The sequence below is a fragment of the Glaciimonas sp. GG7 genome (genome assembly GCF_052976905.1).
In genome coordinates, this window is record NZ_JBRIIQ010000007.1 from 37,471 (window position 1) to 49,205 (window position 11,735).

The 11,735-nt window shown below is 54.9% G+C and carries 10 protein-coding genes; 6 read left to right on the plus strand and 4 right to left on the minus strand.

Annotated features, from left to right (window positions below):
* Window positions 1-23: 23 nt before the first annotated feature.
* The 3 genes from ACVBEF_RS03480 to ACVBEF_RS03490 form a co-directional block, all read right to left on the minus strand.
* A complete protein-coding gene (locus ACVBEF_RS03480; protein ID WP_447122551.1) occupies window positions 24-854 on the minus strand; it encodes a phosphogluconate dehydrogenase C-terminal domain-containing protein in 831 nt (276 codons plus the stop codon).
* 31 nt (window positions 855-885) lie between these two features.
* On the minus strand, window positions 886-2,205 hold the full coding sequence (locus ACVBEF_RS03485) for an MFS transporter (RefSeq protein WP_447122552.1): 1,320 nt from the start codon (window positions 2,203-2,205) through the stop codon (window positions 886-888).
* A 171-nt stretch (window positions 2,206-2,376) separates the two neighbouring features.
* Window positions 2,377-3,051, minus strand: a complete 675-nt coding sequence (locus ACVBEF_RS03490; protein WP_447122553.1) for a hypothetical protein — start codon at window positions 3,049-3,051, stop codon at window positions 2,377-2,379.
* Window positions 3,052-3,537: 486 nt separating this feature from the next.
* Between ACVBEF_RS03490 and ACVBEF_RS03495 the strand changes: the two genes are divergently transcribed.
* The 6 genes from ACVBEF_RS03495 to apnL all read left to right on the plus strand — a co-directional run bounded on the left by ACVBEF_RS03495 (window position 3,538) and on the right by apnL (window position 10,962).
* Window positions 3,538-4,479, plus strand: coding sequence for a substrate-binding domain-containing protein (locus ACVBEF_RS03495; protein WP_447122554.1), 942 nt, complete (start codon window positions 3,538-3,540; stop codon window positions 4,477-4,479).
* A 241-nt stretch (window positions 4,480-4,720) separates the two neighbouring features.
* Entirely contained in the window at window positions 4,721-5,377 is a 657-nt protein-coding gene (locus tag ACVBEF_RS03500) for a DUF2291 family protein (protein WP_447122555.1), read from the plus strand.
* Window positions 5,374-6,924 carry a sugar ABC transporter ATP-binding protein gene (locus tag ACVBEF_RS03505; RefSeq protein ID WP_447122556.1) on the plus strand — a complete coding sequence of 517 codons (1,551 nt, stop codon included), beginning with the start codon at window positions 5,374-5,376 and terminating at the stop codon, window positions 6,922-6,924. The genes ACVBEF_RS03500 and ACVBEF_RS03505 overlap by 4 nt, the downstream gene beginning before the upstream one ends.
* Window positions 6,921-7,991 carry an ABC transporter permease gene (locus ACVBEF_RS03510; RefSeq protein ID WP_447122557.1) on the plus strand — a complete coding sequence of 357 codons (1,071 nt, stop codon included), beginning with the start codon at window positions 6,921-6,923 and terminating at the stop codon, window positions 7,989-7,991. The genes ACVBEF_RS03505 and ACVBEF_RS03510 overlap by 4 nt, the downstream gene beginning before the upstream one ends.
* A gap of 2 nt (window positions 7,992-7,993) precedes the next feature.
* Entirely contained in the window at window positions 7,994-9,022 is a 1,029-nt protein-coding gene (locus ACVBEF_RS03515; RefSeq protein ID WP_447122558.1) for a Gfo/Idh/MocA family protein, read from the plus strand.
* 23 nt (window positions 9,023-9,045) lie between these two features.
* The gene (apnL, locus tag ACVBEF_RS03520) at window positions 9,046-10,962 is read left to right on the plus strand and encodes a D-apionate lactonase (protein WP_447122559.1); all 1,917 of its coding nucleotides are present in this window, start codon (window positions 9,046-9,048) and stop codon (window positions 10,960-10,962) included.
* 17 nt (window positions 10,963-10,979) lie between these two features.
* Here the strand turns inward: apnL and ACVBEF_RS03525 are convergent, their stop codons facing one another.
* Window positions 10,980-11,573, minus strand: a complete 594-nt coding sequence (locus ACVBEF_RS03525) for a hypothetical protein (RefSeq protein WP_447122560.1) — start codon at window positions 11,571-11,573, stop codon at window positions 10,980-10,982.
* Window positions 11,574-11,735: the final 162 nt, after the last annotated feature.

Sequence of the window (11,735 nt, forward strand, 5' to 3'; positions counted from 1 at the left end):
TTCCTTTTTGTAATAAGTGCGGTTCAGGTAATACGACGAATACTTTCCGCGATTTCGTCACGGTCAAACACCTTGAGCCAGTCGTCGCGCATCAAACGCGGCTTACCAAACTCAATCGCCTTATTGCAAGCATCCGAAAAAGCACCCGGGATTTCATTAAAAATCACCGCACCCAGAATATTCATGTGACCGAGCAAAAAGTCGCGCGCCGCTTCTTTCGGCACACCGCGCCGCACCGTCTCATCCATCGCGTCGCGCATGACTTGCAGCAGGGTTGCAACAACGGTTTCCGACAAACCCGGCTCCAGCAAGGCCATCTGATCCACCGTCAATCGATACGAGCGCATGATGGGCGCATAAATCACCTTGGCAACCGCTTCGCCCAGGTCGAAAGCTTCTTCCGGCCCTTGCATGAGCGCGCTGGTAATCGACTGCTTGGCAGCACCGCCGCCGAAATAATCGCGTCGTCCTTCTTCCGTCGTTTCATCGTTGAAGATCGGCGGATGACAAGGGTGCGCGACGAAATAGACCAGATCAGGCCGCACCGGCAAATGCCCGGCAAATGGCGCAGCAGCATCAAGCGTCATCACCATCACGCCAGCGCGCAATTGGGGCGCAATCTGGGCGGCGATTTTGCCGATCAGCGTGTCGGGCACGGCCAGGATGACGACATCGACGTTATCGAGCGCGGCTTCAATACTCACGCAATCGACGCCCAGCTCGTCCTTTAAACGTTTCTGGCCGAAGGCGCTGACTTCCACGTGCGCGACCTGATAATCCGACTTCTGCAAATTCTTCGCCAGACGGACACCCATTTTTCCGCCAGCGCCAAACAGGGCGATTTTTTCGTTCATGTTGCTCTCCAATTAGTTGCGTAAAAAGTACTTATTCAGGTTGCAAGGTTGCTGTTTGCGCCATGCCACTGAGCGAAAAACTCAGCAGCGCAGAAACCAGCATCAGGCCGCCGACAATCAACATCGGCACTTGAAATCCGCCGGTGCTGGCTTTCAGTGCACCGGTTATAAAAGGGGCTGCGAAACCGGCCAGATTGCCGATGGTATTGATGAGCGCAATCCCGGCTGCTGCGCCAACGCCCGATAAAAAACGTCCCGGCATAGACCAAAACACAGGCAACGCAGAAAAAATGGCGCAAGCTGTAACGGTGATGACAGCCATGATGCCGACCGGCGAATGCATCTGTAACGCCAGCGGAATACTCAGCGCCCCAATGAGCGCCGGAATACCGACATGCCAGGTTCTGACACCGCGTCGGGTCGCGTCACGGCTCCAGAGAAATAGCGCCACCGCTGCCGGAAGATACGGCACGGCGGTAATCAAGCCTTTTTGAAATACATTGAATTTGCTACCGAACTGTCCTTCGAAGCCGCCGATGATGGTTGGCAGAAAGAACGCCAGCGCATACAGGCCATAAATCAGACCAAAATAAATCAGCGACATAATCCACACGCGCCGGTCCAGCAATACTTTGCTCCACGCCGGATGACCTGCGGCTTGTTTGACTTTTTCTTCTTTGGCCAACTCGGTAGTGAGCCAATGTTTTTCGTCCGTGCTCAACCACTTTGCGTCCGATGGTTTGTCAGTCAGATAAAACCAGGCAACGACGCCGATAGCGATAGCTGGCACGCCCACGCCAAAAAACATAATCCGCCAACCCGCCATGCCAAACAGACCCGAGGCGCTCATCAAGATCGCTGCCAACGGCGCGCCAATCACAATCGTCAGCGGCTGCGCCAGATAGAACAATCCAAGGATATGGCTGCGATATCTGGCCGGGACCCACAGACTCAGAAACAGAATGGCACCGGGGAAAAATCCGGCTTCAGCGATGCCCAACAGCACGCGCAACGTGTACAGCTGGGGGATGCTATTGACCCAGGTCATCGCCACCGTCACCACACCCCACGTCACCATAATGCGCGCCAGCCAACGCCGCGCACCGAAGCGATACAGCGCCAGATTGCTGGGAATTTCCAGAAAAATGTAGCCCAGAAAAAATACCCCGGCAGCAAACCCGAACTGTGCCGCACTCAGCCCGAGATCCTGGTTAAGCCCGTTGGGACCGGCAAACGAAATCGCAGTCCGGTCCAGAAAATTAATAAAAAACATCAAGGCCACAAAAGGAACTAGCCGAAGCGAGACCTTTCGGATGGCGGATTTTTCAATCGCAGATAGTGCGGTAGTCACGGTGTCTCCTCGGGTCATGCTGTTTTATGTGTTTTTGATTGATTAGCGACGACGGCTTGTTACCGTCGTTCACACCAGTCCAGCTGGTATGATGAGCATATCATCATGATTTGAGGTGACACAAGGGAAATCTACAATGCGGTAGACATGATGGGCGGGGATAACTGATTCTTATCTGGAAGAATCGACCATCAGCGTTTTTTCAACGCAGCTCCAACTAACCCAGGTAGTTAGTAATCGGTCGTGTGGCCTGAGCCAATCGACGAGCTTGGGATCGAGCCAATTAATCGTTTGTAAGCCGAGCGTATGTTGATCCATGAGCGTTGGAACCAGCCATAATAAAGGCTCATGATGAAAGACGCGATTGCGTAAATCCCTTATCTGATTGAGTGCTGATGAAATTGTTTTTCGCTGACGTTGTGGTTTGGGACAACGTGGAAATACCAATCGCAGATCTTTCCAAAGGTGATCTTGAAAGTGCGTATTGAACAGCGAACTCCAAAAACCAAAAGTGAGCTCGGCCACAATCTTGTCCGGCGTCAATGGTTCTCTTCGACGGCTCAATTTTGCCTTGGCATTCGATACCTCCTTGTTCTGCCAAACAAATAACGCCATATCCGTCCACAGCTCCCACCAGTCGGCTCGACCATACAGGTGCGTGAGGCGTTGATGAATGCCATTACGAAGAGCGATTTCGACTATATTCAGCAATGGCATCATGGATTCAGCGAGCAGCATATTATGGGGATACGCTATGGTCGCTTTGTCGATATCACCGCCGTATGCGGCGCTATACCGTCCAATTCTTGCGGGCGAAAAATGTTTTTCCAGGTCGCTACTGTTCATTCGTGCCACTGTCCTTGATCAAATTTGAGCGGGAATGATACAATAGCCGAGCAGCCCTAGACCAAGCCCTCTCCCGCCTCCCATACCGGTGATGACACTAGGTTAGATTTGGTCCCGTTACACGGGACCGCCCGGATTTAAAACACAACCCGCCTTATGGCGGGTTGTGTCGTTTTGGGCCAGTAATCTCCTACCTCAGAAGACCAAAAGCATATGCCGGCATGTGCAACAGCAAACGCCGCCATAACTACTTTCTTGTACTGTTTCTGATACCAGCAACAATTCGCTTGGCCCACTCCAACGAACACGGTCAAACAACTACCCCACCATCATCAATATGCAAAGGGGAACAAATATCTCTCATCGGAATTATTCAATTGCCCCATTGACATGCTGACATACTCATCATACCATCGAAAATGTTAGTCCAATAGCACACCTCGCCGCAGAGCGAGGCAGTCCTTTCATCCCATCAGGAGACACACAATGTTGTTTATCAAGAAACTCGCTATCGCCAGCCTTTCCATTGCCACGCTGGGGATGACCGCTATTCCATCGAGCGCGAAAGATTTGATCGCCATCATCACGCCATCGCACGACAACCCATTCTTCAAGGCAGAATCCGACGCCGCCACTGCGCAAGCGAAAAAAATGGGTTACGACACATTGGTATTGATCCATGACGATGATGCGAACAAGCAAAACGAATTGTTCGATACCGCCATTGCCCGCAAGGCCAAGGCCATCATTTTGGATAACGCCGGTTCTGAAGCGTCGATCGCAGCGGTCAAAAAAGCCAAGGATGCAGGGATTCCATCGTTTCTGATCGACCGCGAAATCAATGCCACCGGCATCGCCGTGACACAGATCGTCTCCAACAACTATCAAGGCGCACAACTCGGCGGGCAAGAGTTCGTCAAGCTGATGAAAAGCAAGGGCAACTACGTTGAATTGCTAGGCCGTGAAGCCGATATCAATGCGGGCGTGCGCTCCAAGGGTTATCACGACATCATCGACCGCGCGACCGGCATGAAAATGGTTGCCCGCCAATCGGCCAACTGGAGTCAGCCAGAAGCGTTCAAGATCATGGAAAGCATTTTGCAAGCGCATCCGGACATCAAGGGCGTTATTTCCGGCAATGACACGATGGCGATGGGCGCCTGGGCCGCACTCAAAGCCGCCAATCGCACCGATGTAATTCTGGTCGGTTTTGACGGCAGCAATGATGTGCGCGATTCAATCAAGGATGGCGGCATCAAGGCAACCGTACTGCAACCGGCATTTCGTCAAGCGCAACTGGCGGTTGAACAAGCTGATAAATTCCTGAAAACCGGCAAAACTGGCTTGCCTGAAAAACAGTTGATGGATTGCGTCCTGATCAATGCACGCAACGCACCGAAACTGGATTTGTTTGCAGTCAAGAAGTAAGCGGAATTGACGCACGACTTTACTCATCGTCGAACAGAGCGTGTTGATATATAACCCGTTCGGACTGAGTAGGCACGTAGTGCCGTATCGAAGACGCACCACCGCATGCATATACTTCGATACGCCCTACGGGCTACTCAGTACGAACGGAGTTTCTTAAAACTCAAACGTCAACACGACCTGGCCAACCGCTGGGGCCGCGCCCCTCTGCATTCTGCATTCAATCAATGGAATTCAAGACATGAACAAACGCATTGCTTGCGCGTTGACAGTGCTCGTTATCAGCAGCCTGCTGGGCGGCTGCAAACTCGTCAAAAACAGCGACAAAACCGCGTCCGACACATCCTCCTTCAATAGCAGCGCCTTCGATCCGGTACGCATGGCCGATCAGCTCTGGACGCCACAAATTCTGCCCTACATCAATAAAAAAGCCGTCGATTTCACGATTTTGCAAGCCGCTATCGAAAAAGATCTGGACGCCGCCGGTGCCCAATACGGGTATCGCGAAAAGGGTGAAGATGCCGCCTGGAATTTCGTCACCACTGTCGAAGGCACGGTCGTCGATGTCGATACCGAAGCCAGCGCCCCGGCGCTGCAAGTGGCCACTCAATCCGATGGCAAGGCCGATGTCGAAATCCAACTCGGCCCAATTTTCAGCGGCGCATCGTTGCGCGATGCGCTCGACTTCATCAGCTTTACTAAATTTGCCAATCAGATCGATTTCGCCCGCTTTGCCTCGGCCCTCAACGATCATGCGTACGCCATCGCGCTTAAAGACAAAGTGCCCGCCGATATCAAAGGCAAAAAAATCAAAGTAACCGCAACCTTCACCTATGACAGTTCGGCGGAGATGCCGTCGCTGATGCCGGTGAGTTTTTCGGTGGAAGCGGCCAAATGAGCGCGGCCACTGAAACCCACGCAATCGTCTTACGCGTCGAAGACGTCACCAAAGTCTATCCCGGCACAATCGCCCTCAAAAACGCCAGCTTTGCCGTGCGTCAGGGCGCAGTCAACGTGCTGGTGGGTGAAAACGGCGCGGGCAAATCCACGCTGATGAAGATCATCGCCGGGGTAGAGCAACCGACCATCGGACGCGTCATGATCGGCGACACCGAAGTCCATCTGAACAGCATCGATGACGCCGTTGCGCACGGGATCGGGATTGTGTTCCAGGAACTCAATCTGTTTCCCAACCTGTCAATTGCTGAAAATATTTTTATTTCCCGAGAAATCACAGGCCGCGCCTGCCACATCAATACCGCCGAGCAAGAACGGCTGGCGACCGAACTGATGGTGCGTCTGGAGCATCCGATCAATCCGGCCACGCTGGTGGGTGAGCTGCGTATCGGCCAACAGCAAATCGTCGAAATCGCCAAGGCCCTGTCAAAAAATGCCCGCATCCTGATCATGGATGAGCCGACCTCCGCCTTGAGCGCAACCGAGGTTGACATCCTGTTTCGGGTCATCGCCGAACTCAAGTCGCAAGGCGTGGCCATTGTGTATATCTCGCACCGGCTTGAAGAATTGATCAGGATCGGCGACTACATCACCGTCTTGCGCGATGGCCGCATCACCGGCAGCCAGTCAATGAAAAATGTCGACGTGAAATGGATCGTCCGGCAAATGGTCGGCGCCGACACCCGCGACTTCTCACGGGCGACTGACCATACGCTGGGCCCTGAAATTCTGAGCATTAAAAATGTCTGCCTGCGCGGCAAGACGCAAGGCTATCTGGTCGATCACGTCTCGCTCACATTGCGCGTCGGTGAAATCGTCGGCATCTACGGTTTGATGGGGGCTGGGCGCTCCGAATTATTCGAATGCATTTTTGGCCTGCATGCCCATGCGCAGGGCGAGATTGCGCTCAATGGTCAGGCGCTGGCAGGTAAAACGGTCGCCCAACGTATCGGGCACGGCATGGCCTTGATTCCCGAAGATCGCAAAGCCGAAGGTCTGGTGTCGGGCTTATCGATCAGCAGCAATCTGACCTTATCGAGCCTGCATGACTTTGCCACCGGCTTCCATATCCGCGCCGAACGTGAACAAGGCGCGATCCGCTCTTTCATCCAACAACTGGCGATCAAGGTTGCCAACCCGGCGCTGGAAGTCAGTTCGCTCAGCGGCGGCAATCAACAAAAAGTCGTGATCGGCCGGGCGCTGATGACCAACCCCAAAGTGCTGTTGATGGACGAGCCCAGCCGTGGCATCGATGTCGGCGCGAAAGCCGACGTCTTCAAAGTCATGCGCGACTTAGCCTTCAAAGGTCTGGGCATCCTCTTTGTGACGTCCGATCTGGACGAGGTCATGGCGCTCTCGGACCGCATCATCGTGATGTCCAACGGCCGCGTTACCGCTGAATTTGAGTGCGAGGCCGCCACCCGCGACGCGTTGGTCAAGGCCTCGGCTATGGGTCATAACACTATTGAGGAGACATCCGCATCATGAACACAAGCACTCTCGCTGCCCCTGCGCAGAAACCGCAAAACGTCCAGGGAGCCGCCGTCTTGCTGCTGCTCAAACTGCGCACGCTCATCGCCCTCTTTGTCGTCGTGGTGTTCTTCTCGCTGACGATTCCGAATTTTCTCAATCTCGCCAACATGCTCATCATGAGCAAACATGTGGCGCTCAACGCCCTGCTGGCGATCGGCATGACGTATGTGATTATTTCGGGCGGCATTGATCTGTCGGTCGGCTCCATCGTCGGCCTGTGCGGGATGGTCGCCGGTGCCTTGATTTTGCATGGAATTAATCTCGGCGACTCGACGCTTTACTTCAATGTGGTCGAAGTCATCGGCATCACGCTATTGGTCGGGGTTGCCATCGGCGCACTCAATGGTTTTTTGATTACGCGCTTGAATGTCGCGCCCTTCATCGCCACGCTGGGCACGCTGTATATCGCACGCGGCAGCGCATTGCTGTCGTCGGACGGCGCAACTTTTCCCAATCTGATCGGCAATGCGGCGTATGGCACGACCGGCTTTCCCTTGCTCGGAACGGCCAGCATCCTTGGTATCCCGTTGCTGATCTGGCTGTTGATTGCGGTTGGTTGCGGCGCGGCGTATCTGGCGGCTAAAACACCGTTGGGACGTCACATCTACGCGGTCGGCGGCAATGAACGCGCCGCCACCTTGTCGGGCGTCAAAGTCAATCGGGTCAAGATGTTTGTGTATATGTTTTCAGGTTTTTGTGCGGCCTTGGTAGGCCTGGTGATCTCCTCCCAATTGGTCGCCTCCCATCCGCTTACTGGCGAATCGTTCGAGCTCAATGCGATTGCCGCAGCGGTGCTGGGCGGCACTTCCATGTCAGGCGGACGCGGCAAAATCGGCGGCACGATTATCGGCGCGTTCGTCATCGGCATACTGGCTGACGGCATGGTGATGATGGGTGTGAGTTCGTTTTGGCAAACCGTCATCAAGGGTCTGGTCATCATTACCGCGGTGGTCATCGATCAGATTCAGCAACGCATGCAGCAACGTTTCGCCCTGCGTCAACAAGCGTTGATGGGGAGCTGATCATGCGCATATTCAAAGGCGCACTGATCGGCTGCGGCTTCTTTGCCCAGAACCATCTGCATGCATGGCGCGATCTGGACGGTGTTGAGATCGTGGCGTTGTGCGACGCCGATACCGAGCGCTTGCACAGCAGCGGCAAACTGTTTGGCATCACCCGACTCTACACCGACGCCGCCACCATGCTAGCGCAGGAACAACTCGATTTTGTCGATATCGCCACCACCGTCGGCAGTCACCGGATTCTGGTCGAAATGGCGGCCAAAGCGGGCGTCAATGTGATCTGCCAAAAACCGTTTGCAGAAAATCTGGCAGACGCACGCGCCATGACCGAGTATTGCGCCGCTGCTGGCGTAGCGCTGATGGTGCATGAAAACTTTCGCTGGCAAACCCCGATTCTGGCCTTGCGTGCAGCGCTGGAACAGGGTGCGATCGGACAGCCATTCTGGGGCCGGATATCGTTTCGCTCAGCCTATGACGTCTATCGCGGCCAACCCTATCTGGCCACCGATGCGCGTTTCATCATTCAAGACCTGGGGATACATTTGCTCGACATCGCACGTTGTCTGTTTGGCGATGTGGCGCAACTGAGTGCGACCACCCGACGCGTCAATCCGAACATCGTGGGCGAAGATGTGGCGACGATGTTATCGACCCACCGCAACGGTGTCACCAGCATCGTCGATTGCAGTTACGCCACCCTGCTGGCCGAAGATCCGTTCCCGCAAGTGTTGGTGGAAATCGACGGCAGCGAAGGCAGCTTGCGCCTGCTCTCCGGTTATCGCTTGCAAATACACAACGCGCTCGGCACGCAGACCATCGATTGCCAGCCGCCGCTGTTGCCGTGGGCTGAGCGACCGTGGCACAACATTCAGGGCAGTGTCTCTAATATTCAGCAGCATTGGCTGGACTGCTTGCGCAACAACCAAGCGCCAGCCACCTCAGGACGCGACAATCTGCAAACACTGGCGATGGTGGAGGCGGCGTATCACTCTGCCGCGCATCAGCAATTAAGCGTTGCCATCGCGGATTAAATAGGACTTATTGGGGAGTAAGGATGACTACCGCACAAAATCTACGCTACTACGGTACCGCGCTTGCATCCGATCCGGGCCAGCGGCTCTGCGCCGGTTTGCTGTCGGTTGATTTTATCGATGGCGGCTTACGCAACATCCGCTATGCCGGAATTGAAGTATTACGCGCCATCCATTTTGTCGTGCGCGACAAGGATTGGGGAACCTATACGCCAGCGTTGCGCAATCTGCACATCTTGCATAAAAACACTGAATTTCGCATCGCCTTTGACGCCAGTTGCAGCGATCCTCAAGGGCAGCTGCTGCATTACACGGTGCACATCATCGGTACTGCATCGGGCCGTTTGCAGTTCGAAGCCAGCTACACCGCAGCCACCGATTTTGTGACCGCTCGCACCGGGTTTTGCGTGCTCCATCCCATCGCAGGCGTGGCGGGTCAAGCGGTGGTGATCACGCATACCGATGGGAGTCATGAAGACGCGGTATTCCCGGAATTGATTGCCCCCTGGCAGCCGTTCAAAGATATCTCCGTCATCACGCATCAGGTCGCAGCCGGTGTGCAAGCGCGCTGTGCGCTTTTAGGCGACGTGTTTGAAATGGAAGATCAGCGCAACTGGTCCGATGCATCGTTCAAGACCTATGTGCGCCCGCTGGCACGCCCGTGGCCTTACCTGATTGCGCAAGGCGAAACCGGTACACAATCGGTCTTGCTTACCATTGAGGACCATAGCGCATCATCGGACATACCGCTGCCATTAGTACAGCCCACCGTCATCACGCTCACCCAACCCGGCCCTGCGCCCTTGCTTGCGCCCAAAATCGGTCTGGCGATTGCACCGGAAGAGATCGCCTCGACCCTGGACAATATCGCCGCGCTGCAGGCGCTCGGGGTCCACGTTCTGCTGTGTCACTTCGATCCCGGCTGCGGTCATGGGATCGAGGTGCTGACCGGCTTTGCGGCTATCGCAGCGCAGTATCCCGGGCAATACATACTGGAATGCGCACTACCCTGCGTCGATACGCCCGCCGTTGAATTAACGGCCATCGCCGCGCAACTCAAGGCGGCAGGATTTCAACCGCAGGGCGTCGTGATCTGCCCTTCGGTGGACCGACAATCGGTCCCGCCGGGCAGCCCGTGGCCGCCTTGTCCGGGCTTTGAAGAAATTTATCAGGCAGCGCGTGTCGCCTTTCCCGACCTGCCTCTGGGTGGCGGCATGTTGAGTTACTTTACCGAGCTCAATCGCAAGCGTGCGCCGTTTGAACAACTGGACTGGGTGACCCACGCCACCAATCCCATCGTGCACGCTGCTGACGATCTGAGCGTGATGCAAACGCTGGAAACACTGCCGCATATAACGCGCTCCTGCCGCGCCATGATCGGCGCTGACCAAGCCTACTGGATCGGCCCGGTGACTCTGGGTATGCGACAAAATCCCTACGGCAGCCGGACCATGCCAAATCCAGATCAGTTGCGCATACCGATGGCCAGCAGCGATCCACGCCAACAAGGTTTGTTTGGGGCGGCATGGTTAGTCGGTTATGCGGCGCAGGTTGCCAGCGCAGGATTGGCGGTATTGACGCTGGGCGGACTGGTCGGGCCGCGCGGCGTGCTAGATCAGTCGGAGCGCACTCCGCAATTCCACGTCATCGCCGGTCTGGCGCAACTGGCCCAGGCGGCATTGATGACATGCCGCAGCACGCATCCTGAGAAGATACTGGCCATTGCCGGGATCGACCGGCAGGGACGAACGTCGATGTGGGTGGCGAATCTGAGCGCTAGCTTGCAGTCATGTCATATCGATGGACAGATACCGACTGGATTGGCAACGATGATGGTGTTGGATGAAGATGGTTATCAGGCGCAAGAACTGCGCGCTGCTCAAGATGGATGCTTACTGGAGTTACTGCCTTACGGCTGCATCCATTTGCTCTGGAAATAAAGCACTCATCAATCCGATTAAGTCTGTTCTGGAGGAACGGCACACTTTTTTACAGGTGGCCCCTCTTCTGCTTGTTGCTCGTCCACAGCAGCATCGTCTGAAATTGATCCGGCGGGATGTATGCGTTGCGGTGATCGGAGTGCACCTTGCTCGACGACCTGACTACGCAACCATGGTGTCAGGTATTTCAGCAGATCGGTCGATGGTTCAGTAAATCCGGCCGGGAGTTCGCAGGCAGGCAATGGAGTTTCAGATGAGTCCGGTATCGCCTCAATGGTGACCTTACTTGACGTCGCACCGGGCTTCAAATAGTCGGCCCATACGCGCTTTCTTGAGATTAAATTTTGTATGAAATACATAGACTGTGCTTTTTTTTGCGCCGCATCGTCTGCCGTATTTGCACGCTCTTTATTGCCATCTCCTGACAAGCGCGCGCTCACGCGACTAGCAGAACTCAGCCCCGATTTGACCACCTCCACGGAACACAGGCCGCGCTTGATCAACAGTGATTGCGATTGGGATTGCGCAGATGAAGACTGGGTCTGAGAGACGGGCTCAAGCGATGTGTAGGTGGTCGATGTGGCAGGGGCTGAGAATGACGTGGTCTTCATGAAAAACTCCCATATTAAAATAATTAGTGGCTGTCAGATTAGCCCTAATCAGAGAATTTATCGACCCACAAAATAGCGCCGAATATCACAAACTGCTCAAAAATTCGTTCCTCCGTCGGGTTTAAAAATACGCCACGCGCGCACCATAAAAAAAAGCTGACA

Bases quoted from the DNA above. Each gene is read 5' to 3' on its own strand.
- ACVBEF_RS03515 (WP_447122558.1), top strand. From the start codon at position 7,994: ATGCGCATATTCAAAGGCGCACTGATCGGCTGCGGCTTCTTTGCCCAG.
- ACVBEF_RS03480 (WP_447122551.1), bottom strand. From the start codon at position 854: ATGAACGAAAAAATCGCCCTGTTTGGCGCTGGCGGAAAAATGGGTGTC.
- apnL (WP_447122559.1), top strand. From the start codon at position 9,046: ATGACTACCGCACAAAATCTACGCTACTACGGTACCGCGCTTGCATCC.
- ACVBEF_RS03495 (WP_447122554.1), top strand. From the start codon at position 3,538: ATGTTGTTTATCAAGAAACTCGCTATCGCCAGCCTTTCCATTGCCACG.
- ACVBEF_RS03500 (WP_447122555.1), top strand. From the start codon at position 4,721: ATGAACAAACGCATTGCTTGCGCGTTGACAGTGCTCGTTATCAGCAGC.
- ACVBEF_RS03490 (WP_447122553.1), bottom strand. From the start codon at position 3,051: ATGAACAGTAGCGACCTGGAAAAACATTTTTCGCCCGCAAGAATTGGA.
- ACVBEF_RS03505 (WP_447122556.1), top strand. From the start codon at position 5,374: ATGAGCGCGGCCACTGAAACCCACGCAATCGTCTTACGCGTCGAAGAC.
- ACVBEF_RS03525 (WP_447122560.1), bottom strand. From the start codon at position 11,573: ATGAAGACCACGTCATTCTCAGCCCCTGCCACATCGACCACCTACACA.
- ACVBEF_RS03510 (WP_447122557.1), top strand. From the start codon at position 6,921: ATGAACACAAGCACTCTCGCTGCCCCTGCGCAGAAACCGCAAAACGTC.